22 protein-coding genes are annotated in these 22,652 nt (G+C 43.2%); 10 read left to right on the top strand and 12 right to left on the bottom strand.

Annotated features, from left to right (window positions below; all coding sequences use genetic code 11):
• Nucleotides 1–11: 11 nt before the first annotated feature.
• The 3 genes from C9414_RS14880 to C9414_RS14870 all read right to left on the bottom strand — a co-directional run bounded on the left by C9414_RS14880 (nt 12) and on the right by C9414_RS14870 (nt 3,206).
• Entirely contained in the window at nt 12–1,034 is a 1,023-nt protein-coding gene (locus C9414_RS14880) for a quercetin 2,3-dioxygenase (RefSeq protein ID WP_107163931.1), read from the bottom strand.
• A gap of 80 nt (nt 1,035–1,114) precedes the next feature.
• Nucleotides 1,115–1,687, bottom strand: coding sequence for a TetR/AcrR family transcriptional regulator (locus C9414_RS14875; RefSeq protein ID WP_224930128.1), 573 nt, complete (start codon nt 1,685–1,687; stop codon nt 1,115–1,117).
• Between the two features lie 37 nt (nt 1,688–1,724).
• A complete protein-coding gene (locus C9414_RS14870) occupies nt 1,725–3,206 on the bottom strand; it encodes an amidase (RefSeq protein ID WP_181286154.1) in 1,482 nt (493 codons plus the stop codon).
• A gap of 187 nt (nt 3,207–3,393) precedes the next feature.
• Between C9414_RS14870 and C9414_RS14865 the strand changes: the two genes are divergently transcribed.
• Entirely contained in the window at nt 3,394–5,010 is a 1,617-nt protein-coding gene (locus C9414_RS14865) for a S8 family peptidase (protein ID WP_107163929.1), read from the top strand.
• Between the two features lie 37 nt (nt 5,011–5,047).
• Here C9414_RS14865 and C9414_RS14860 read toward each other — a convergent pair whose 3' ends face one another.
• A complete protein-coding gene (locus C9414_RS14860) occupies nt 5,048–5,584 on the bottom strand; it encodes a ribonuclease FAU-1 family protein (protein WP_107163928.1) in 537 nt (178 codons plus the stop codon).
• Nucleotides 5,585–5,696: 112 nt separating this feature from the next.
• Between C9414_RS14860 and C9414_RS14855 the strand changes: the two genes are divergently transcribed.
• The gene (locus tag C9414_RS14855) at nt 5,697–5,900 is read left to right on the top strand and encodes a hypothetical protein (protein WP_047203432.1); all 204 of its coding nucleotides are present in this window, start codon (nt 5,697–5,699) and stop codon (nt 5,898–5,900) included.
• Nucleotides 5,901–5,958: 58 nt separating this feature from the next.
• Here the strand turns inward: C9414_RS14855 and C9414_RS14850 are convergent, their stop codons facing one another.
• Nucleotides 5,959–6,495, bottom strand: coding sequence for a GNAT family N-acetyltransferase (locus tag C9414_RS14850; protein WP_047203431.1), 537 nt, complete (start codon nt 6,493–6,495; stop codon nt 5,959–5,961).
• Nucleotides 6,496–6,708: 213 nt separating this feature from the next.
• Between C9414_RS14850 and C9414_RS14845 the strand changes: the two genes are divergently transcribed.
• Nucleotides 6,709–7,926, top strand: a complete 1,218-nt coding sequence (locus tag C9414_RS14845) for a multidrug effflux MFS transporter (RefSeq protein ID WP_047203430.1) — start codon at nt 6,709–6,711, stop codon at nt 7,924–7,926.
• 16 nt (nt 7,927–7,942) lie between these two features.
• Here the strand turns inward: C9414_RS14845 and C9414_RS20270 are convergent, their stop codons facing one another.
• The 4 genes from C9414_RS20270 to C9414_RS14830 form a co-directional block, all read right to left on the bottom strand.
• A complete protein-coding gene (locus C9414_RS20270; protein ID WP_165585035.1) occupies nt 7,943–8,113 on the bottom strand; it encodes a hypothetical protein in 171 nt (56 codons plus the stop codon).
• Entirely contained in the window at nt 8,110–8,697 is a 588-nt protein-coding gene (locus tag C9414_RS14840) for a DUF1700 domain-containing protein (protein WP_047203429.1), read from the bottom strand. The genes C9414_RS20270 and C9414_RS14840 overlap by 4 nt, the downstream gene beginning before the upstream one ends.
• Complete coding sequence (locus C9414_RS14835) at nt 8,690–9,007, bottom strand: PadR family transcriptional regulator (protein WP_039176181.1); 318 nt, start codon at nt 9,005–9,007, stop codon at nt 8,690–8,692. The genes C9414_RS14840 and C9414_RS14835 overlap by 8 nt, the downstream gene beginning before the upstream one ends.
• 261 nt (nt 9,008–9,268) lie before the next feature.
• A complete protein-coding gene (locus C9414_RS14830; RefSeq protein ID WP_024424393.1) occupies nt 9,269–10,099 on the bottom strand; it encodes a YitT family protein in 831 nt (276 codons plus the stop codon).
• Nucleotides 10,100–10,434: 335 nt separating this feature from the next.
• On the opposite strand from C9414_RS14830, the gene mmuM reads away from it, so the two are divergent.
• From mmuM to C9414_RS14815, 3 genes are all read left to right on the top strand, one after another.
• A complete protein-coding gene (gene mmuM / locus C9414_RS14825) occupies nt 10,435–11,373 on the top strand; it encodes a homocysteine S-methyltransferase (protein WP_107163980.1) in 939 nt (312 codons plus the stop codon).
• Between the two features lie 38 nt (nt 11,374–11,411).
• Entirely contained in the window at nt 11,412–12,815 is a 1,404-nt protein-coding gene (gene mmuP, locus C9414_RS14820) for an S-methylmethionine permease (RefSeq protein ID WP_039176176.1), read from the top strand.
• A gap of 122 nt (nt 12,816–12,937) precedes the next feature.
• A complete protein-coding gene (locus C9414_RS14815; RefSeq protein WP_107163927.1) occupies nt 12,938–13,558 on the top strand; it encodes a hypothetical protein in 621 nt (206 codons plus the stop codon).
• Nucleotides 13,559–13,906: 348 nt separating this feature from the next.
• Here the strand turns inward: C9414_RS14815 and C9414_RS14810 are convergent, their stop codons facing one another.
• From C9414_RS14810 to C9414_RS14800, 3 genes are all read right to left on the bottom strand, one after another.
• Entirely contained in the window at nt 13,907–14,386 is a 480-nt protein-coding gene (locus C9414_RS14810; protein WP_107163926.1) for an Ig-like domain-containing protein, read from the bottom strand.
• A gap of 132 nt (nt 14,387–14,518) precedes the next feature.
• The gene (locus C9414_RS14805) at nt 14,519–15,001 is read right to left on the bottom strand and encodes a DUF2059 domain-containing protein (protein ID WP_107163925.1); all 483 of its coding nucleotides are present in this window, start codon (nt 14,999–15,001) and stop codon (nt 14,519–14,521) included.
• 108 nt (nt 15,002–15,109) lie between these two features.
• Complete coding sequence (locus tag C9414_RS14800) at nt 15,110–17,776, bottom strand: S8 family peptidase (RefSeq protein WP_107163924.1); 2,667 nt, start codon at nt 17,774–17,776, stop codon at nt 15,110–15,112.
• A 179-nt stretch (nt 17,777–17,955) separates the two neighbouring features.
• On the opposite strand from C9414_RS14800, the gene C9414_RS14795 reads away from it, so the two are divergent.
• Genes C9414_RS14795 through mngB form a run of 4 tightly spaced genes read left to right on the top strand, consistent with a single transcriptional unit; the run spans nt 17,956 to nt 22,649 of the window.
• The gene (locus C9414_RS14795; RefSeq protein ID WP_224930105.1) at nt 17,956–18,477 is read left to right on the top strand and encodes a PTS sugar transporter subunit IIA; all 522 of its coding nucleotides are present in this window, start codon (nt 17,956–17,958) and stop codon (nt 18,475–18,477) included.
• Nucleotides 18,474–18,803, top strand: coding sequence for a PTS fructose transporter subunit IIB (locus C9414_RS14790; protein WP_024424400.1), 330 nt, complete (start codon nt 18,474–18,476; stop codon nt 18,801–18,803). Before C9414_RS14795 ends, C9414_RS14790 begins: the two co-directional genes overlap by 4 nt.
• Before the next feature lie 35 nt (nt 18,804–18,838).
• Nucleotides 18,839–19,957 carry a PTS fructose transporter subunit IIC gene (locus C9414_RS14785; RefSeq protein WP_024424401.1) on the top strand — a complete coding sequence of 373 codons (1,119 nt, stop codon included), beginning with the start codon at nt 18,839–18,841 and terminating at the stop codon, nt 19,955–19,957.
• 28 nt (nt 19,958–19,985) lie between these two features.
• Nucleotides 19,986–22,649 (top strand): mannosylglycerate hydrolase, encoded by a 2,664-nt coding sequence (gene mngB, locus C9414_RS14780; protein WP_107163923.1) that lies wholly within the window; start codon nt 19,986–19,988, stop codon nt 22,647–22,649.
• Nucleotides 22,650–22,652 lie beyond the last annotated feature (3 nt).

The raw sequence follows: 22,652 nt of genomic DNA, 5'->3' as shown, positions 1-22,652 counted from the left end.
GCGTTACACACTTATTCCTTTTCGACAAAAAACAAATCATATTGAGTTGAAGTCTCCCGATTGAACATGAAATTCCCTTCTTGAATAAAATAGGGACATATACTTTGTCTTGGAGATTCTTCAAACTGCTCATACACCTGCTCTATTTCTCCTGGTAGCAGCAAAACCAATATTTTATTTGAATGAGACATAAATTCATAAGAGTGAATCGTATCAGGCGGGATATAGGCAAAGTCACCCGGCATCAAGCAAATATCTTCTCCATTCAAATGAATGTTCATTTTTCCTTCAACACAATAGAGCGCTTCAGTATGAACTTGATGATAATGCGGCGGGAAATATTTCTCCTTCGCTCCTTCAACCACAAAATGACTGAATCCGCCCCCTGTTGTTTCTACTGTTGCAATCAGCTCATGAATCTGACCATCAATGATGTATTGCTTCCCTTCACCAGCCTCTAATACATAGGACTTTATTTCGTGAGGGAGCTGACTATGAAATAAAACGGAGGGCTTCGTTGTATTGGACAGTTCTCTGATTCCATGCATCAGGATGATATCGCTTTCTTTTTCAGCCTGCTGAAAACTGGCTGCATCGAAAGCATGATTCATCATAGAACTTTCATTCTGAAAAAGCCTCTTCCCAATTTGCTGATAGACATCTTTCATTTTTCCGCCCAGCGTATATGAAATAAATCTTGTTTTATGACTATGCATTCTGTAGCCATGAATCGTTTTGGGCGGGATATGAATATAATCAAAGGCAGTTACCATGTATTTTTTACCGTCCAGCATCACTTCAAGCTTTCCTTCCAGCACAAAAATGGTTTCAAATAAGTGCTCATGACAGTGCAGCGGGAAATAAGCTCCTTTCCCACCTGTGATTAAGGCAAGCTCAAACAGCTGATTCGTTTGATTTGCTTCTGCCAGCATTTGAACAAGCTGATTCTCCAGCCCATACAGTTTTCCTGAACCAGACATGGTATAAAAAGAGGTACCTTCGGATTGCTTGATCGATTGCGGTTGCTCCGACATCCCATCACTCCTCATGACGAATTGACTATCTATATTATATAGACCAATTGATATAATAGATAGACAATATGCGAGAGATTTTACTCTTCTCGCATAAATAAGTGTCTAAGGTAACTTTTTACGTGTTCTAAAGGGGTCGTTTGTTTGAGTGCAGTGGTCATCGATAGACCACCGATTACCATTGAGTGAAGGAGAGAAGCCAGCTCATCCGCTTTGTTTTCTTCATACCCGCTGTTCATTAGCTTTTCTTTTACAAGCTCCTGCCAGCGGATCATTTCTTGTTTGCATGCAGCATGGAGCTGCGTGTTTTCCGGCTTTGACTCTGCCGCCAGCAAGACAATTGGAATCCCTCTTTCACTTTCTTTCTCCATAAATCCTCGAATGATGTTTGTCATAAAACGATCGATGGCAATATACGGATCATCCGAATAAGCAAAGCCTTCTTCAATTTGATTGATGACCTTTTGACTAATGTATTCAACAGATGCAATGGCCAGCTCTTCTTTTCCATTTGGAAAGTAATAATAAAGAGAGCCTTTAGGTGTGCCGCTCTCTCTGATAATTTGATTCAATCCTGTCGCATGGTATCCCTGTTTACGTAAAAGAAGTGCTGCCGTTTGAATGATTTTATCCTTCGTACTCACGTGTGACACTCTTTTCCCTCCATAGACCAAAGTCGCTTATCATGCGTTATCGATTTAATTGACTAATTCCTTTCCAAATCGAGGATGTCTCCATTTCTGCTGCAAGCCTGAGCAGCCAGTCCTCTTTCCCTTTAGGCGCTGTTACCTGTACCCCTAAAGGCATGCCCGCGCTAGTGAGATGAACAGGTACACTCATTGATGGCTGACCTGTTAAGTTGGCAAGCTGTGTAAATGGGGTGTAGGTCAAGCTCTTGAGGAACATATCATAAATAAGATCCTGCTGTGCTTGCATTGAAAGAGATGACACACGTAAAAGTGCGTCTGTTTCCTGATCTGAATGCATAAGCTCACCAACCTTTGGAGCCGAATAGGCAGTAGCTGGTGTCACATAGAGATCGTAGGTTTGATGAAATGACGCCATTTGTGCAGCAGCCCGATCCCACACATCAAGACTTTCTGTATAAGCAGCTGCGGTCACATTCTTGCCAGCCTCCGCCAGCACCCATGCCACGATGTCCGTTTCCTCCGGCTTTACTGGACGCCCTAACGAACGAGCCAAGGAAGTGAATAACGCAGACATTTCTCCACTGTTCATCACGTAATATTGCTGCATGAGATGAACCCCATCAATTTCCGGCTTGGCTTCTTCTACTTGATGACCTTGCTCACTCAGCCATTTCACTGTTTGCTGAACCGCCTGCTTCGCTTCCTCACTGACCTTCGTGCCAACTGGAGATTCTACACTGTAGGCAATTCGCATAGAAGATGTACGTTTCGCCAGATCCTCTTGGTAGCTGCCATCGTATAACGGCGTTTGGAAAGCAGCTTCGGGCTGAATGACTTGAAGAAGATCAAGAAGGGCTGCACTGTCCCGCACGGTTTTTGTGAGTGTAAAGTCGATGGAAGCCCCTTGCCACTGCCTTCCTGCGCCTGGGCCTACCGGCGTTCTTCCCCGCGTGGGCTTAAGACCGAACAAACCGGTAAAGGAGGCTGGAATCCGAATGGAACCACCGCCATCACTTGCTCCGCCAGCAGGTACAATGCCGCTTGCAACAGCTGCTGCTGTCCCGCCGCTTGAGCCGCCTGGAGAATAGTCCGTATTCCAAGGATTTCTCGTTGGCCCATGTAACGCAGGTTCCGTCACATTTCTTAAACCGAATTCCGGTGTATTTGTATGTCCAATCATGAGAAAACCAGCCTGCTTCAATCGATCAACAAAGTGCGAATCCGAGTTGGCTTTTACATCCTTTAACAGCAAAGCGCCTGCTGTCAGCGGTTCGTTTTTAATCCCTTGCGATATATTTTTTAGCACAAACGGAACGCCTGCAAATGGCTGATACTCATGTAACTCCTTGATATCTTTTAAAACTTGAGCCTGTCTCGTCTGTATCACAGCGTTTAGTTCTGGATTGACCTCATTCAATCTATCAAATGCAGTCTGCATAAGCTCCTCGGCCATTACCTGCTTATTCCGCACAAGTGCTGCTAAGCCAGTCGCATCATACGTCATATACTCTTTTACGTTCATCAGCATGTCCTTCTTTCTCTTATCTTGATGTCTCTATTGTCTACTAGAATTCTATGAATTTCAATTTCAGGTTACTAGTAAAAATAACTTTCTCAACAAGACGACAATTCTACTATCCCATCCCCCTGCTTTCTCCGATATAATAGAGAAAAAAAGACCGAGATCATCGGATGAGAGGAGTCACGTCTTGAAAAGGAAAATAATCGTCATCATCGCTTTTTTTCTTGCGTTGACAACTGCTCTGCCCTTCCATTCACAGGCAGCAGCTGCACCATCAAAGGAAACTGATGTTATCATCGTCTATAAAAACCAAAAAGGAAAACAAACAGCTATTGATGAAAGTGAGAAAGTGAACGCACAATACATACATCTTCCCGCTGTCGCTGTGACAGCAGATGAACAAGCGGTCACCTCACTCAAAAAAGACCCAAACATCGCTTACGTCTCAAAAAACGTAAAGGTTAAACTCGCGGCTTCTACTGTGAAGAAAACAGCCGCTGCTACTAATCAGGATGCATTGGTACAAAAATCTTACAACCTGCAAAAACTAAATATAAAGCAAGCAATAAAAGAAGGCGTCACTGGTAAAAATGTAAAAGTAGCCGTTTTAGATACTGGCATTTTCTCACACGAGGATTTAAAGGTAGCCGGCGGTAAATCATTCGTGAACTACACATCCTCTTATAAAGATGATGAAGGACATGGCACACATGTAGCCGGCACGATTGGTGCGCTTAATAACGATTATGGAACAGTCGGCGTCGCTTCTGGTGTGAAGTTGTATGCTGTGAAAGTGTTAGATAAAAAGGGAGAAGGCGATCTATATAGTCTGCTTCGAGGCATCGATTGGGCGATTACCAACAAGATGGACATTATTAATTTAAGTTTAGGCTTTGAAGACAATATCCCCATCTTGCGTTCAGCAGTGGATGAAGCCTATAAAAAAGGACTGCTTGTGGTCGCTGCAAGCGGAAATGATGGGAAAAAGAATCATATTAGCTACCCTGCCGCTTACAATAGCGTCATTGCCGTTTCTGCAACGACTGACAAAGACAAACTTGCGTCTATCTCGAATACAGGGAAAGGGATTGAATTTTCTGCCCCTGGCCAGAACGTCATCAGCACTTATTTAAAAAATGAATATTGGTATGCAACGGGTACATCACAAGCTGCACCGCATGTCACAGGAATGCTGGCACTGTTAAAGCAGCTTCATCCGAAGAAAACAAATGCACAGCTTCGCACTTTATTGCGCAGCTATACAGTGGATCTTGGTGCAAAAGGGAAGGATCCACAATTCGGCTATGGCCGCGTGCAATATGTGCCGCAATCCTCCTTTTTAAAGGCTGCGGCTAGTGCTGTTAAAAAAGCCGAAACATCTAAAAAGCAGGAAGATGTCAATCAAGCCAAAACAAGAATTGGCCGGCTCACTGCAAGCAAACAAAAAACAGCACTCACAGAACGGGTGAAGAAAGTCCAAGCAGCCATTGATATCCGCTCGGCACGTGCAAAGGTCAAAACAGCCGAAAAAAACAAAACACAGGGCGCTATTAAAAGTGCTCAAACGGCCATCAAAAAACTAAACAAAGGCAAAGAAAAAACAAGCCTGCAAAACCGGCTCGACAAAGTCAAAAAACAAGTCGCTTATCAAAAGAAAGTGACAGACGCTAAACAAAAGGTCAAAAAAGCGGAAGCGAAACGAACAAAGAAAACAAAAGCAGCGGCCCAAAGCGCTGTCAAACAGCTAAAAGCCTCCAAAACAAAAACCAATTTACAAAAACGATTAAACCGTATTAAGGTTTAACAAAAAAACGATTCCTTTCAGCGAGGAATCGTTTTTTCTATTTCAACATCGGCTCAAACAAACTGTGATGATATTTTCCTTCGGCATCTGCCCTCACTTGATCGAGAATGCTTTCTAACGAAGCCATCACGCCCTTTAATGCCCGTTGCACCGAACCGTGTTCAAAATCCGCTAAACTCTCCGGCAATTCATCTTCATCCAGCACAAAGACATCACCATTCGGAAGAACGAGAAGGTCAATAATGAGATCTTCAAACATGACCAGCTGGCCGTTGAACTGAGTATCTCCCACCATATTAAGATAAGACCCTAGTTCCTTTCCTTGATCATCTCTCCAGAAATATATGTTGTAAGGACGATCCTTCCAATAATAGGCAGTCGTATAGCTTCCTTTAGGAATGGTTAGAGCACCATCACCTGCCCTCATCGTAAACGGGTCTTCAATCTTGTGAAACAGCACAGCCTGCTGCTTCTGTGCGTCTAACAGCTGACAGGTATGTTCCACAACTTTTTGATCGTATTTGATTTTTCTCTCGATGACTTCATCCCAACGATCCGCATGCAGCGAAAACAATATGTCACAACTCCCTCTAACACTCGTTTCTTTCTAGTATACACCGATTTTTTTTGAAGAAATAAAGGATTGCCTCATTTACTTATGGAAGACCTATGATGAGGTGAAATAAATGAACGGAATCACGATTCTTGAAAACTTTACACAGCTTGGACAAATCATCCTCATGATTTGCGGCTTTGCCCTTTATTGGCAGCTAGTGAAAACGAAGAGAGAACGAAAGCTGTCTCCTTATGAGCGTATGTTAAAATTCTTTGTCATGTTCGGTTTAATCTCGTGGGGGGTATCATATTGGGCGCTGGCACTGTGGGCGTAAATTGAAAAAAGGAAGAGCTGCCCATGGACGTAAGCTCTTCCTTTTGCTGCACGTTATATTATGAACCTGCTGGCTGTTCTTTCTTGATCACATATTGATAACTCTTGACATGCGTCCCACTCGAGCTCACAAAATCTTTATCAAGCGCACGCTCAAAGCCCATTCTTTCATATAGGCGAATGGCGGCCTGCATTTTATCAGATGTATGCAGATACAGGACATTTTCGCCCCATGATTGCGTTAGTTCAATACTTTTACGTAGCAATGACTCTGCAATTCCTTTTCCCCTCACATCGGGATCTACTCCTAAAAACCGGACGATGGCTGATGTAATGCCCATTTCGGGATTGTCATATGCTTGCTCTGATGATCGGAACATTTGAAGCGTCCCCACAACCTTGCCGTCAAGCTCCGCCACCAACATCAGCTCCATGTTCGGATTATCTACAGCTGCTGCAAGCGCGGCAGAATAATCTTGCCAGCCTTCCTCTGTAAATTGAGGCGCATACTGTGCATAGGATTTGATCAGCACGTTCCTGATGGCCTCATGATCTTCTTTGACTGCTTGACGAATGATTAGCTCTTGCTGCTCCATGTCAGCACCTCCTGCTCTCTATTAGTGGATATACGTATCATGCAATCACTGCATGTGATAGCCTTACTCTTTTCTCTACTCATTTAATGTAAAGAGTCTCATTCGAAAGATCAATCATTTTGCACGGAAACATCTTTGAAAATTTTTCATTGAAAAGGAACGCTTGATTCATTATGCTGTGTTGAGGAAGTATACGAGGAGTGTTGTCATCATATGAGTTCTTTATCTTATCCCCAAGAATCGAAAAAAAATCGATTTCTCCTTGCCGCATTGCTCGGATCTTTAACAGCCCTTGCTCCGCTGGCAATGGATATGTATTTACCTGCATTGCCTCATATTGCTCGTGATTTTGAGGCAAGTACGGCGTTGTCCCAATTAAGTCTCATGGCTTGTCTCATTGGACTGGCGCTTGGCCAGCTGATTGCAGGCCCGATCAGCGATACGATCGGCAGAAGAAAACCGCTGATGATCGGCTTGATCATCTTTATAGCGGCATCACTTCTTTGTACAGTGGTCACATCGATTTGGATGTTCATTCTTCTTAGATTGATTCAAGGACTTGCTGGTTCAGCAGGCATTGTCATTGCACGAGCTATCGTGCGAGATCATTATGAAGGATCAGAAATGACGAAATTCTTTGCACTGCTGATGTTAGTCAACGGGGTGGCTCCGGCAGCAGCACCTATTGCAGGCGGACAGATTTTACGCTTCACGACATGGCAGGGTGTATTTGTCCTACTCGGAATTCTCGGGGCTTTGATGCTGCTGAGATCCATCTTTTCACTGCAAGAAAGCTTACCTGCGGATCGTAGACAGACCGGGGGCTTTCAACAGATTGCAGGCGCGATGAAAATTTTAGCCAGTGATCGTCTCTTTGTTGGATATGCCCTCTCACAAGGTCTTGTATTCGCAGCGATGTTTGCTTATATTTCCGGTTCACCGTTTGTGCTCCAGGATATTTTTAACCTTTCTCCACAAGGCTTTAGTGCGGCCTTTGCGGTGAATAGTCTTGGGATCATCACAGCTGGACAAGTATTTGCCCGAGTCGCTGCGAAAATCGGTGAAGAGAAAGTCCTTCGCATTGGATTGCTGACAGCTGCGGTAGGGGGAGTCACTTTATTTTTCATGATCTCGATTGATGCAGGATTGTACGGTATTCTCATTCCGCTTTTTTTTGTGGTATCAAGCGTTGGAATTGTCGGCACCTCTGCACCGTCTCTTGCAATGCAGCATCACGGGGCACATGCAGGAAGTGCAGCTGCACTGATCGGTGTGGCGCAAATGCTGCTAGGCGCTTGCATGACACCTCTTGTCGGACTAGCCGGAAGCCAAACGGCCTTTCCAATGGGGCTGATCATTATGCTTTGTGATCTAGGCGCACTTTGCTGTTATTTCTTCTTTGTGGCCCGAGCGAAAAAAAGACCCGCATAAGCGGGTTTTTCATTTATTATGGCTTGCTCCAATTGATGGTGCGGAACACGTTGCTCTGGTCATTGTTGTGATATGCATCTAGATCAAAGCCTGATATGCCAAAACCAATTGCCATGACAATTCCTCCGGCAACGGTGAAGATGATCCCCCATTTGATGACTTGCTTTTTTAAATCGTTCACGTTCATACTCTCACGACCTTCTTTTTAAACATCCCTATGAATGCCTTAGTTGTTTGAATAGTCATTTGCACAAATAGCTTTGTCAAATACGCCGTGGCTATGCCGCTTAATAATCCGACACCTAATAGAAGAATACCAACGCCAATCTGCGTCACCACCACATGCAAACCGTCCTGAAAGATAAATGGAGAACCAATGATGCTCCAAAAACCTCCGAGCAGACCAACCAGCGTCACTGTACCTGTCACGAGTGGAATACACCAAATCACCATATACACAGAAAGAATCAGCAGAAAGACTGTTGCTAGAATACTGCCCCATAACGGAAAACCTAAAATGAGAATGGAGAGTCTTGTGGCTTTTTCTCCAAACGTCGGCACCTGAACGGTTTTTATTCCTTGTTCCTTCATAATCCCTTCAGCGATCATAGCAGGCTGCCCGACTTGTTGAACCGCTTCCTGTTCACTGTAGCCATCTTCCTGATAATCCTCAATCATTTCATCGTAGTATTCGATAAACCGATCACTATCTTTGTCGCCTAGAAGATGCAGATGCTTCTTTAGGCTGCTTAAAAATTCTTTTTTATTCATTGCCCTGTCCTCCAGAAATAAAGTCGTAAATCGCCATCACCTGATCCCATTCCTCTAAAAACTGCGCCATATGCTCCCGCCCGCTTTCTGTCATACGGTAGTATTTTCTTAATCGACTGTTATGTTCCTGGGAATATGTCTCCACATAATTGTTTTGCTCTAAACGCTTTAAAATCGGATACAATGTCGATTCTGATATCTCAATACAACGGGACATATCTTTAATGATTTGATAACCATAGGAATCGCCTTTCTTTAATACCGCCAGTACACAAAATTCCAGTAATCCTTTTTTTAATTGTGCATTCATGTTTACAACTCCTAACTCTTTATACTATACATTACATAGTATTGTGTGACAAGAGGTATAGAGAATAAAAAAAAGACCCTTTTTCGGGTCTTTTAGCTCTTTGTCTTCTTTTCAGCGTGATAGAAAACCTTTGCAGTCTAGGAAGGACGAGCACTGGCGCGGAGCGAATGTAACCATTCGTGAGCACCAGCGCGCAGGACTGACAAAGAATGCGAGGGTTTGTCTACACGCTGAAAGACCCTTTTTCGGGTCTTTTCATTTTTATATATTTACAAATCCTTCTCCGAACACATCGCGCACGTCATGGACAACCACAAATGCGTCTCGATCAATTTTCTTGATAATTTTCTTGAGGCGCATGAGCTCTTGCTTTTGAATGACTGCGTAAAGAATTTCCTTCGATTCCTTTGAATAATGACCGCGTCCGTTTAAAATCGTTACGCCTCGATCCAGGGTGTGATTAATTTCTTCCGCAATATCATCTTTGCATGAAGAAATAATCGTCACTGCCTTTTTCGTGTTAAGTCCTTCTATCACGAAGTCCATCACCTTTGTCGCCACGTACAGCATCACAATGGTGAACATTAATTTTTCCGCACCAATAATAAAGTAAGAAGCAAATACAACGATCAGATCAAAGAACAAGATGGCATAGCTCACGTTCCAGTCTAAATACTTGTTGGCAATTCTTCCGAGAATGGCAGAGCCCGCCGTTGTTCCGCCTGCTCTTAGCACTAGACCAATCCCAATACCGATGATAATTCCTGCAAAAATCGCTCCAATGATCAATTCATGAACATTCACGACCCATGTTGTGGTCAAGTGTAAAAATAGAGAGTTACTTGCGACGGCAACCACCGTATAAATCGTGGTCTTCTTGTCCAAGTATTTATATCCCACAAGTAATAAGATCGCATTCAACACGAGGTTCGTCAGCCACGGTGCAATCTCAAACAAATAATAAAAAATAATGGACAGCCCCGTTACGCCGCCTTCACCAAATTCAAGCGGAATGACAAACATGTTCACTGCTGCGGCAAATAAAAAAGAACCAACTAAAATCATCGCTATATCTTTTACACATTTTTTCAATTCTTCTTTCCTCCTTTTTTAAGCATATAAAAAACCCTCTTTCTGCACGAAAGAAGACAGTCGTTGGACAACATAAAAATCAAAAGACGGCGCCTTTTGATGAAGCTTTCTGAAATCAATCTTTCCATAATATATATCTCTTTTTAGAGGCTGTCAATGACTTGGTTTTCTATTATTTTGACTGCATTTTTATGCATCAAAACCCGCATGTTTTCAGGGTTTTCGCGCCCTAATATGCTTTTTCCTCTCCTTGACAAAAACGCTTTAGTCATTTAAACTACTGCCTCATATCATATCCATTATTTCCGATCTAAAAAGGAGGCTGTTTGATTCCGATGAATCCTATTCAAAGCCGTTTACAGGCTCACGCACCTTTGATTTTAGACGGTGCATTGGCAACAGAGCTTGAACGAAAGGGCTGTAACTTAAATGACAGTTTATGGTCAGCCAAAATACTTATTGAACAGCCACAATTGATTCAGCAAGTACACTTGGACTACTTCCAAGCAGGTGCTGACTGTGCCACAACCGCCAGCTACCAAACAACGATTGAAGGCTTTGCTGAAAAAGGCTATACAAAAGAAGAAGCGCTTGAACTCATGAAACGCTCTGTCACTTTAGCGAAAGAGGCACGCGATCTTTTTTGGCAGGATGAAGCGCGTCGTGAAGGGCGGACAAAACCATTTGTCGCTGGATCTGTGGGGCCATTCGGCGCTTATTTGTCTGATGGTTCAGAATATAAGGGAAATTACGGACTCTCTGAGCAGGCTCTCATTGATTTTCACAGACCAAGAATTCAGGCATTAGTAAAAGCGGGGGCAGATATTCTTGCATGTGAAACAATTCCTTGTTTGATTGAAGCAACAGCCATCGCAAAGCTGCTGCGGGATGAATTCAGCGGGGTATCTGCTTGGATCACATTCAGCGCAAAGGATGGCCTGCACATTAGTGAAGGTGACTCCATACGGGAATGTGTACAGGCACTTGAACCTTATGAACAAATCGCTGCTGTCGGCGTGAACTGTACGCCGCCGCAATTTATCACTTCTCTCATTCAAGAAATGAAAAAAGGAACAAGCAAACCGATTGTGGTGTATCCAAACTCAGGTGAAGTATATGATCCTGAAGAAAAGGTTTGGAGCGGTGATACGCCACATCTTACTTTTGGCGAATGTGCGTATCAATGGTACAAAGACGGCGCGCATATCATCGGCGGCTGCTGCCGCACGACTCCAGAAGATATCAATGACATCTTAAAACGAACCACATCATGAATCATCACACATACTTCTAAGCAAAAGGGCGGGAAGACATGGAACAAGCAAAAGATCAGTCACAACAATATCAACGAAAAATGACGAGCCGGCACCTGTTCATGCTTTCTCTAGGCGGCGTCATTGGAACAGGGCTCTTTTTAAGCTCTGGGTATACCATCAATCAGGCCGGACCTGCGGGAACCATTCTTGCCTATCTTGTGGGGGCATTAATTGTCTACCTCGTGATGCTTTGTTTAGGTGAGCTGTCTGTTGCTATGCCGGTCACAGGGGCATTTCATACGTACGCAACAAAATACATTGGACCTGGTACAGGCTATACGGTCGCTTGGCTATACTGGCTGACATGGACAGTAGCACTCGGTTCGGAATTTACAGCGGCAGGATTATTAATGCAGCGCTGGTTTCCAGACACTTCGGTTTGGATGTGGAGTGGTGTTTTTGCTCTTCTCATCTTTTTACTGAATGCATTTACAGTCAAATTTTTTGCAGAATCAGAGTTTTGGTTTTCCAGTATTAAAGTGATGGCTATTATTCTCTTTATTATTCTTGGCGGAGCTGCAATGTTTGGTTTGATTCCATTAAAGGGCGGTGAGGCCGCTCCATTCTTTTCTAATTTCACTGGCGAAGGCGGACTTTTCCCAAACGGCTTTTTACCCATTTTAATGACGATGCTTGCTGTCAATTTTGCTTTTTCAGGGACGGAGTTGATTGGGATTGCTGCGGGTGAAAGCGTCAATCCTGACGAGACCATCCCAAGAGCCATTCGCACAACTGTCCTGCGTCTCGTCCTGTTTTTCGTTGGAACGATCGTTGTTTTGGCTGGCTTGATTCCAGTAGAAGAAGCCGGGGTGATCAAAAGCCCATTTGTCGTGGTATTTGATCGTATCGGGATTCCTTATGCTGCAGATTTCATGAATTTTGTCATCCTGACCGCGATCTTATCTGCCGCAAACTCAGGATTATACGCGTCATCTCGTATGCTCTGGTCGCTTTCTGAAGAACGGACACTTCCTAAAAAACTGGCGAAACTGACATCAAAAGGAATTCCTTTGAATGCACTCATTTTAAGTATGATCGGTGGTATTCTTTCATTGCTATCGAGTGTGATCGCTCCAGAAACGGTATACCTTGTTCTTGTGTCAATCTCTGGACTGGCTGTTGTGGTCGTATGGATGGGAATTGCTGCCTCACAGTTGATGTTTCGGAAAAGATTTTTACAGGAAGGCGGACAGCTTCAAGATTTATCATTTCGAACTCCGCTCTATCCAGTGGTTCCGATTGCTGCCTTCCTCCTATGTCTAGCATCTGTCATCGGCATTGCCTTTGATCCAAATCAGCGGATTGCCCTCATCTGCGGCATTCCTTTCATTGCGCTCTGCTATGCTGCGTATTACATGACAGCTTGGATTCAGAAAAAACGAGAAAAACCTGGTGTATAAACATCAGGTTTTTTCTATATAAAGCTGCTTACAGAAAAGGATATCACTAGTAAAAGAAGCACACTTTGGTATATGATAGGAATCTATGATTTTCAGGATGAACCAAGGGAGTTGTCGTGAATATGGAAATGACCATTACAAGAGCATTAAGTGAACTGAAAATGTTAGATAAAAGAATCAACCGAACCGTTGATGACGCCGTACTTGGTGGATTGATGATCGGGAAACATATACAGCACGGATTTCAGAAGCAAGAAGAAATTGAAAAAAAGGCGAAGGCTGATGATCAATCGATTCAAGCTTTAATCAAACGCCGGAATGCCATCAAATCAGCCATCGTTGTATCAAATGCAACCACAATGATTGATGTGGCAGGTGTCCGTATGACGGTGGCAGAGGCGATTGAACGTAAGACGTCGATAGACTACGATATTCGTTATTTACGGAAAATGAAACAAGTGTACAAAGAGCTGGTCGACAAAGCAGAACAAACCAATGAAGATGTGAAAAAGAGACTTGATCAGCATTTAGAAACCTTGTTTGGGAAAGATGGAAAGACACAAGCGGCTGCCAACCAAGAGATCGTGAAGTCTTTTCTAGCTGAAAATGAGGCAGTGATCATCGATCCGCTTCGCCTTCGAGTAAAAATTGAACAGCTTTCGAAAGAAATTGAAGATTTCCAAATGGAAGTTGATTTTTCCTTGTCTGAAAGCAATACACTAACGAAAATACAGATCGATTAATTGATTTTGTTAGTGAGCCGAAAATCGATAGAACTAAACACCTCCGAGGGAAAGGTCATTCCCTCCTCATCTGATGATCATCTTAGGATGATCCTTGATAAAAGCTCAAAGCTGAACGTTCAAGGATCAAAGTTCAAGTGTGAAGGTTCTTATCCATCAAAGCTCAAGATTAAAAGGTAAACGCTCGATCGAATCTGGGAATAACGGCTAATGAGTGTTTGTTTATCGACTCTTTCGGTTACCGCCCAGCAGGTTTGCTAACAAAAAGAAAAGGATGTCACTTGATGACATCCTTTTTTCTATGAAAACGACAGGGTTTTCGCTAAGTCGTCTCATCCAGCAGATTAGTTAAGAATTGATTGAATATGCCAAATGGTACACACTTGAGACATTTGAAGATAGCTTGATGTCGTTTGAAGTGAACTTGATTAGAACGACATCAAAATAATGTTTAAACCTGCCATTATCAAAATAATCGTAGCCTGCAGCTGAAGGAACTTGAATCGTTAGTGAAAATTGTCCATTCTCGTCTGTTGTGCCTGTCGCTGTTTGAGCCAATGACTTGATCTCTGCTTCAAAATAAAGCTGGATTGGCTGATTAGCCATCAATTTACCATTTTTATCCTTCAACGTTCCTTTAAACGTAGCTGGATAACGCGGACCCACTCGATATTTACTGCCATAACCGTAATCGGCCATTCCACCATTTTTTGCTGTGACACTTGTTACTTGTACAGATGCTGGTGCTGCTCCTGTTTCCTCTGCATGTGCAAAGGTTGGGAATACGAGAAGCAATGATAAAACGAAAGCAAACAACATTTTTTTCATCGATAAATCCTCCTTTTTTTTCCTACAATATTACCATCGGCATAAATTGGTATTTTTCCAGTAAAAAAACAGAAAACTTCCCTTTTTTTAGAAAGGGAAGTTTCAGATTGTTGACATTCTTTTTTTATGAGATTAGTAACGTGATGTATATGCCAAATGGTACACACTTGTGACATTTGAAGAAAGCTTGATATTGTTTGAAGTAAAAGTAACTGGAACGATATCGTAATAATGTGTAGACCAGCCTGCATTATTATATGAACGGTAGCCTGCACCTGCAGGAACTTGAATGGTCAATGAGAATTGTCCGTACTCGTCTGTTGTTCCTGTCGCTGTTTGAGCATATGATTTGATCGCTGCTTCAAAATAAAGCTGGATCGGCTGATTAGGCATGAGGTTTCCGCTTGTATCCTTTAATGTTCCTTTAAACGTAGCTGGATAATACGAACCCACTCGATATTTACTGCCAGAGCCGTAATTGACCATTCCACCGTCTGCGGCTGTAACACTTGTTACTTGTACAGATGCTGGTGCTGCTCCCGTTTCTTCAGCATGTGCAAAGGTTGGGAATACGAGAAGCAATGATAGAACGAAAGCAAACATGATTTTTTTCATCGATAAATCCTCCTTTTATTTCCTACTATATTACTATCGACAGGAATTGGTATTTTTCCAGTATAAAACAAAAGAACTCCCCTTTTTTTAGAAAGGGAAGTTCTTCTTTTATTTTTTCACAACCACTTTTACTGCTTTGCTTTCTCTTTTTCTCACATCTGAAGCGGTCACATACAAAACCGTTTTAGCTTTTTGTGGTTTTATTTGGGCAGTAAATGCGCCCTTGCTATTGGTTTTGACTGTTTTGATGACTTTCTTTGATTTGTTTTTCACTTTAATGGTCAAGCCTGCACCCGCAGTCCCTTTGACCGCTTTACTTTTGACTGTTACTTTGCTCACTTTCGGCTTAGCTGGTGCTTTGCCTTTTTTCACGACGGTTTTGAGCGTCGTTGCGGCCTTTCCTTTTGAAATTTTAATGTGAAGTACCTTGTTTTTGTTCTGATGTTTAATCTTCACACTAAAGGTTCCTTTTTTGCCTGCTGTGCCTTTTCCAAGCAGGGTTTTTCCTCTATACACAGAAATAGCAGCGCCAGCTTTTGCTTTACCTGTCACCTTTTGATGCTGATCCTCCACTTTGCTCACAGATGCATTCAATTCGACAGCACTTAATGCAGCAAATGCATTCAGTCTGCCGTGTCCTGTCATCCAATCGACACCTGGAATTTTCGGATCAACAATTGGTTCCTCGTTTTCATCATAGAAAACGTCGTCTTTTCCATCAATAGATTTAAATGAGATGTCATCTGCTGTACTTTGCAAAAGATTTCTCACTTGATTTGGCTTCAAGGATGGATTTTTAGAAAGCAGTAATCCTGCTGCTGCTGCCACATATGGTGTCGCCATTGATGTCCCGCTAAGGTATGAGACGTTCCCATCAGGCATTAAGCTCGGAATATCAGAACCTGGTGCTGACATGCTCAGTCCTTTGCCATAACTTGAGAACTCAGCGGCAATATCCATACGGTTGCTTGCGCCAACCGCCATTGCGTATTTTGACGTCGCAGGGTAGCCCATTTCTGGTACGCCATCATTCCCACTTGCCACGACGACTAGTACATTTCTTTGTGCAGCATAATTCATTGCATATTCAATCACTCTGCTGTAGTAGCCGCCAAGGCTCATGTTGATCACCTTTGCGCCTTTGTCCACTGCATGCTTGATGCCAAGTGCAATATGTTCTGTATCTCCAAATCCATAAGCATCCAGCACCTTCACTGGAATGATGCCCGTATGTTGGTTGAGACCTGCCATTGAGTAATGGTTATCGGATTTTGCGGCAATGATGCCTGCCACATGCGTACCGTGTCCATTGTCATCAATGGCATCTTTGTTTCGCCCAATGAGATTCGCACCTAAGTCTGTCCGAACAGTCCCGCTTAAATCTGTCAAACGGCTGTCTACACCTGTATCCACAACAGCAATTAATGTTTGCTTCATTTTGCTTGTGCCAATCAGTGTATTCATTTGTTCAAATTTGACGTCAGCGCCTTTTTTCCCACTGTTTTGCGCACTGTTTTTCAGCGGCCACTGATAACCATACTGCGCGTCGTTGCTTAGCGCGCGATAGGTTTGAACAGGCTCTGCAAATTCAACATTCGGCATGCTGGAGAGCTTTCTTGCCGTGCTCTTGATGGCCGCTTTGCCTGCTTTTAGTGTCTTTCCAGCTGATTCTTGACCTGCTGGTACATCATAGACATACATGCCTTTGAATAAAGGACTGGCTGACTGTGATGTCACACGGTTTTCTTGGATGCCGTAGCTTTTCATCTTCTTTTTCGTAGATTGAAGTGTTTGGCCATCCTTTAATTTAAAAATGATCTTATTCGTTTTAACCTTCTCTTCTTTTACAAGCTTTTGTTTCTCTAATACATAACCAGCTGATTTTCCTTCAAGCTGATCAATGCCAATTTTTTGACTGACAGCTTCTAATTCCTTTTTTAAATAAGCCGGACTTGCTTCTTTGAGCATATCAAAAAGGGAGTCGATCGCCTGCTGTTCTTTTTCTGTTACGATATGACCGCTAAATGCACCATTTTTCTCTACGTCACTTAGCAGTGTTTTTAATGTGAGCAGATGATTGTATACCTTTTGCTGCTCTTTTTGATGTTTGATGAGCTTCGATTTGAGAAACGGTTTTGTCTTTTGGAGCAGACGCGAAAGCTTCCGACCTTCTGCTGTTTCATTGAATCGTTTATCTTCGATTGTACGAATCGATTGAAAAATTTCACGCCCGTACTTTTTCTCAATAATGATGATTTCAGGCTCATCCTCTTCAGGGAAAACGGGTTCAGAAGGCGGAAGGTTAGCTCCTTTATATCCGATTGTATATGCCGCATCCTCTTCCTCATCACGGCTGTCTTCCTCTGACCCTAAATAGAGCACTTTGACATAATAGGGACCTGACCATGCATGCGGGAAGTTGATCTCTGTCTCTCCGCTTACTGTGTCTACGCGATACCTTGAATAGGTGTCATCCTTCATCGCTCTGTCCTTACTTGGATAGACCGATACGGACAGCACTTGTTTACTTTTCACAGAAATTTGCATGTGTGTATGTTTTGCCACTTCTTGTGCAGATGGCGTGATTTGATACCATGACTCTTCCTTTTCATTCTGTAATGTACCTGAGATGACTTCACCATTTTTTAACCCAATGGCTTCATTGACACTTGTTCCATGACTGGCAGCTGCTGCCTCGTATCCAGGTAATGCTGCCATACATAGAATAACGGCCATGAGTACGACCACACAGGATTTGACCTGCTTTTTGAACATGAAAAGACCCCCTTATCTTTTATGATACCTTGGAAGAATATCACAGAAATACATTTAGTAGAATCTGTTTTTTATATAATTAAACTCGTTTTAAGCTAGGATTTGAGATATTCAGTCAGCAAGACGGATAGCTTCATAAACTTTTTGCCGTTTCAAACGGAAAATGATGCTATTTAACCATGCTGAAAAGTACATTACAATCAACTTGTAAGCGCTTAACAAACAAGAGAGAAGGGATCAGCTTGTTCCAAAAAGATCATGTTTTCACACAAGTAAACGGACGATCAAAGAATGAGATTTTACAATACATTTCCGAGAAAGCTGAAGACCTTCAGATTACAAACAATCAAGCAGGGCTATTAACGGATTTATTGAAACGGGAAGACGAAGTCTCAACAGGACTTCAACAAGGCTTCGCCATTCCACATACAAAAAGCTCCGCTGTAAAAACGGCTTCACTTCTTTTTTTAGAACTTGAACAACCCATTGAATGGGGAAGCTTCGATGATTTGCCCACAAGCTATTTATTTACACTGCTTGTTCCACTAGAAGAAGCAAATGTCACACATCTGAAATTACTGTCAGGTATTGCGACAAGCCTAATGGAACCTGCTTTTATCGAAAAGATTCAACCAGGTCAAACAGCTGATTACTATTACGAAGTCATTGAACAACAATTGAAAGAGGGGATTACACAATGAAAATTGTCGGTGTCACTTCATGTCCAGCAGGGTTAGCTCATACTCCAATGGCAGCCAAAGCGTTAGAAAATGCGGGTAAACAACTCGGACACGAGATCAAAATCGAACAGCAAGGAATTATGGGACAGGTGAACGGCATTACAGCAGAGGAAGCACAGCAGGCAGACCTCTGTATCATTGCCTCAAATCAGCATATCAACGATGCAGAACGCTTCTCAGGCATTCCCACTGTACGTGTCGAAATCGGACGTGCCTTAAAAAATGCTGAACAAATTATCACCAAAGCCGTAGCACTTGTAGAAAAGAAAAAATCTGAATCTCAATAAACATGAGCAATGCCATATAGAAAGGAGCAAAGAAAATGAAAGCAAAATTAAAAGTCATTGAAGGCCATCTCATGACCGGTATTTCTTATATTCTTCCGGTAATCATCGGTGCTTCACTTATCGTTGGTTTAGCAAAATTGGTCGGGTTAGGGTTTGGTGTTTCAGATTTAAACACCTATAAGGATGCTGGCGGCATACTGCACGGTGCCTATTTAATGGAGCAGGTTGGCTGGACAGGCATTGGCTTAATGAACGTCCTGCTCGCTGGATTTATCGCCTATTCCATTGCAGATAAATCAGGTCTTGCGGCTGGTTTTATCGGCGGTGCCCTTGCCAGCTCAACAAATGCCGGATTTATAGGTGCCGTCATTGCAGGCTTCTTCGCAGGATATGTTGCTCTTTTTGTGAAAAGAAAAATTCAAATTCAAGGCTCTGCAGCTGGGCTCGTCCCTCTGCTCATCCTGCCGCTGATTACCGTTGGCTTAACCGGACTTCTAATGTCAGTTCTTCTAGGCGGACCATTAGGCGCTTTGAACACGGCATTAATTGAATGGATTAAAGGCATGGTCGCTGATGGAACAAGCACACTCGCGCTCGCTCTCATTTTAGGTGCAATGATTGGCTTCGATCTTGGCGGACCGGTGAATAAATCCGCATGGATGGCTGGTAACGCGCTCTTCCTATCAGGCGTCTATCTCCCTGCCATTCTTGTCAATATTGCGATTGTCATTCCACCGCTGGGATACGGGCTTGCGACATTGATTCGAAAACGCAACTTCTCTCCAACCTTTAGAGAAGCCGGGCGAGGCGGCCTTGTTATGGGCATTATCGGTATTACGGAAGGGGCGATCCCTTTTACCCTCGTCAATCCTTTGAAATTGATTCCGCTCAATGTTGTCGCATGTGCTGTTGGAAGCGGGGTCGCTGCATTATTAGGAGTTCATGACATCATGCCGCCAATTGGCGGGCTATACGGCTTCTTCTCAGTCGGAAACTGGTGGGCTTATTTAATCGGAGCCCTTACTGGCGCACTCGTCATCGGTATTGGCGCCAACCTGCTTGTGAATTTCTCTGAGAAAAAAGAGCCAAAAACGCCGGAACATGATCAGAAGCAGAAAGAAGAAGATGATTTTGACCTTGTGCTAGAAGGATAATTTGAACGAAGAAAGGTGTCGTTGATCAATGACTGTCAATGTACATGTGATTCCACATACTCACTGGGACCGGGAATGGTATTTCACCACCTCCCGCTCCCGTATCTACTTAATGAAAAGCGTAATGGACATTTTAGATACCCTTGAAACAGATGAAAGGTTCCATTACTTCATGCTCGATGCCCAGGCTTCCTTATTAGATGATTATTTGAAATGGCGTCCAGAGGATGAGAATCGAATCAAGAAGCTCGTCACAGCGAAACGTCTCATCATCGGCCCATGGTATACCCAAACCGACCAGCTCGTCATTTCAGGTGAATCGATTGTGCGGAACCTGCAATATGGAATTGAACGCTGTCAGCAGTTCGGCCACGTGATGAAAGTCGGCTATGTCCCTGATTCCTTCGGTCAATCCGCACAAATGCCCCAAATTTATCGCGGCTTCGGCATTGTCGATACAGCATTTTGGCGTGGCGTTTCTGACCATATGACGAATCATACTGAATTCAATTGGCGCGGCGCTGACGGCAGTGAAGTCTTTGCTGTGAACCTGCCATTTGGCTACTACTACGGTGGAAATATTCCTGAGAAGGATGAGGACTTACAAGCCTTTTTATCTGAAAAAATTGGTGCGCTGCAAGCAAAGGCCACCACAAAGAATGTCTATTTCCCAAATGGCTTTGACCAGGCACCGATCCGTAAAAACCTGCCTGACTTATTAGAAAAAGCCAATGAGCTTGACGAGAATCATTATCAAATCAGTAGTTTAGAAGATTATATTGCAGCCGTGAAAAAAGAGCGGACATCTTTTGAGACGTTACAAGGAGAGCTTATTCACGCGAAGCATATGCGGATTCACAAATCGATCTTTTCAACACGAGCTGATTTAAAAATCTTAAACAATCAAATTGAAAACTATCTCGTCAATGTGATGGAGCCAATCTTAACGATCAGCTATTCACTCGGACATGACTATCCTCATGACACGGTTCGTGATATTTGGTACCTCATGTTTGAAAATGCAGCGCATGACAGCATTGGCGGCTGTAATAGTGACACGACAAACCAAGATGTCTTCTTCCGCTACAAACAGGCAAAGGAAATCGCCGAGAATCTGGTGGACTTACACATGCGTCTCATCGCTATTCGACTGCAAACAGAGCAGGAAATCACGTTCACTTTATTCAATACACTGCCTTCAACGCGCTCTGAAGTCATTGAAGTCGAAACGTTTATCACAGAACGTCCATTTATACTAAAGGATGCAAATGGACGAACGCTTCAGTACACAGTGAAAAGCAAAACCGATGTCACAGATTATGTGCTGGCACAGCAAATTTCTCTTAACCCAAGTAAAGAAGTGTACATGCCAAAGCAAGTATGGAAAGCCGTGCTGCTGATTGAAGCCATCGACTTACCGTCAGTAGGCTATACACAAGTCAGCATGGTCTTCAATGAATCAAGCGAATCTGCGTGGGAACAAACAGAAGGACGCGTGATCGAAAATACGTATTACCGCATTGCGGCAAATGACAACGGATCACTGGACATCACAGACAAACAAACTGGCAAGACCTTCTCTGAGCAAATGATCTTTGAAGACAACGGAGACGATGGGGATTCTTACAACTATTCACCACCGCGTGAGGATCTGTATGTCACATCAAAAGATCTTTCATCAGCGGACATCTCAGTGTCTAAAAGCGGACTGCAAGAGGAGCTGACCATCAAGCTTCAGCTCACTGTCCCTTATGACCTAGAGGCGCGCTCTCAGCAATCGGCTGCGACTTCACTTCCGATCACAGCGAAGGTGGCATTAAACAAAGACGAGGCTGTCATCCGTTTTCATGTAGATGTCGATAACCATGCATTAGATCATCGCCTTCGTGTTCTTTTTGATACAGGCATCGCATCAAACGTATCACTAAGCGATCAACAGTTTGGTACAATCGAACGTCCAACAGAGCTCACGCAAGAGCTTGAATGGTGGAACAATGAACATTGGGAAGAAAAACCAATCACCATTGAACCGATGCAATCCTTTGTTGCACTTCGTGATCAAGCATATGGTGCCGCTCTGTTGACCGACTGCGTGAGAGAATACCAAATCACAGGAGAAGGTTACACAACCATTGCGTATACACTCTTCCGCTGTTTCGGAAAAATGGGGAAAGAAAATCTCCTTTATCGTCCAGGACGCGCATCTGGGGAAAAAATTGTGGAGACACCTGACGCTCAGCTGCAAGGTGCACTGTCATTCTCATTTGGTATGCACTATAGCAAGGATGCAGTCAGCGAGGGACACTTAGCGCAGCTTGCCAAACGGTATACCACCCCTGTTCAATGCTATGAGCGCGCAGATTTTTTAAACGGTCGTTTAATTTTCTCTTTCCGAGATGAAAAAGAAGACTTACAATCTACTTATAGCCTGCTTGACATCGAGACAGATGGAGCCATTCTAAGCGCTCTGAAAAAAGAAGAGCATGGAACAGGCATTGTCATTCGTCTCTTCAATCCATATTTAACGCGTCAAACAGCCGCTTCAATCAATAGTTCATCTCTACAACACGGAGAAACAGCGAATTTAGGAGAAACACCTGAAGGACAGATACTCAAAGCACAACATGGATCATTACACATTGAACCGCTTACACCTTGTCAGGTACAAACCTACATTGTAAAGAAAAAATGAACA

Source organism: Bacillus sp. Nf3, from assembly GCF_003028545.1.
GTDB lineage: Bacteria > Bacillota > Bacilli > Bacillales > Bacillaceae > Bacillus > Bacillus safensis.
Note: the sequence above shows the minus strand (reverse complement) of the source record. Positions and strands in the feature narration are given on the sequence as shown.

Bases quoted from the DNA above. Each gene is read 5' to 3' on its own strand.
- C9414_RS14880 (WP_107163931.1), bottom strand. From the start codon at position 1,034: ATGTCGGAGCAACCGCAATCGATCAAGCAATCCGAAGGTACCTCTTTT.
- C9414_RS14870 (WP_181286154.1), bottom strand. From the start codon at position 3,206: ATGAACGTAAAAGAGTATATGACGTATGATGCGACTGGCTTAGCAGCA.
- C9414_RS14855 (WP_047203432.1), top strand. From the start codon at position 5,697: ATGAACGGAATCACGATTCTTGAAAACTTTACACAGCTTGGACAAATC.
- C9414_RS14850 (WP_047203431.1), bottom strand. From the start codon at position 6,495: ATGGAGCAGCAAGAGCTAATCATTCGTCAAGCAGTCAAAGAAGATCAT.
- C9414_RS14845 (WP_047203430.1), top strand. From the start codon at position 6,709: ATGAGTTCTTTATCTTATCCCCAAGAATCGAAAAAAAATCGATTTCTC.
- C9414_RS20270 (WP_165585035.1), bottom strand. From the start codon at position 8,113: ATGAACGTGAACGATTTAAAAAAGCAAGTCATCAAATGGGGGATCATC.
- C9414_RS14840 (WP_047203429.1), bottom strand. From the start codon at position 8,697: ATGAATAAAAAAGAATTTTTAAGCAGCCTAAAGAAGCATCTGCATCTT.
- C9414_RS14835 (WP_039176181.1), bottom strand. From the start codon at position 9,007: ATGAATGCACAATTAAAAAAAGGATTACTGGAATTTTGTGTACTGGCG.
- mmuM (WP_107163980.1), top strand. From the start codon at position 10,435: ATGAATCCTATTCAAAGCCGTTTACAGGCTCACGCACCTTTGATTTTA.
- mmuP (WP_039176176.1), top strand. From the start codon at position 11,412: ATGGAACAAGCAAAAGATCAGTCACAACAATATCAACGAAAAATGACG.
- C9414_RS14815 (WP_107163927.1), top strand. From the start codon at position 12,938: ATGGAAATGACCATTACAAGAGCATTAAGTGAACTGAAAATGTTAGAT.
- C9414_RS14810 (WP_107163926.1), bottom strand. From the start codon at position 14,386: ATGAAAAAAATGTTGTTTGCTTTCGTTTTATCATTGCTTCTCGTATTC.
- C9414_RS14805 (WP_107163925.1), bottom strand. From the start codon at position 15,001: ATGAAAAAAATCATGTTTGCTTTCGTTCTATCATTGCTTCTCGTATTC.
- C9414_RS14800 (WP_107163924.1), bottom strand. From the start codon at position 17,776: ATGTTCAAAAAGCAGGTCAAATCCTGTGTGGTCGTACTCATGGCCGTT.
- C9414_RS14795 (WP_224930105.1), top strand. From the start codon at position 17,956: ATGCTGAAAAGTACATTACAATCAACTTGTAAGCGCTTAACAAACAAG.
- C9414_RS14790 (WP_024424400.1), top strand. From the start codon at position 18,474: ATGAAAATTGTCGGTGTCACTTCATGTCCAGCAGGGTTAGCTCATACT.
- C9414_RS14785 (WP_024424401.1), top strand. From the start codon at position 18,839: ATGAAAGCAAAATTAAAAGTCATTGAAGGCCATCTCATGACCGGTATT.
- mngB (WP_107163923.1), top strand. From the start codon at position 19,986: ATGACTGTCAATGTACATGTGATTCCACATACTCACTGGGACCGGGAA.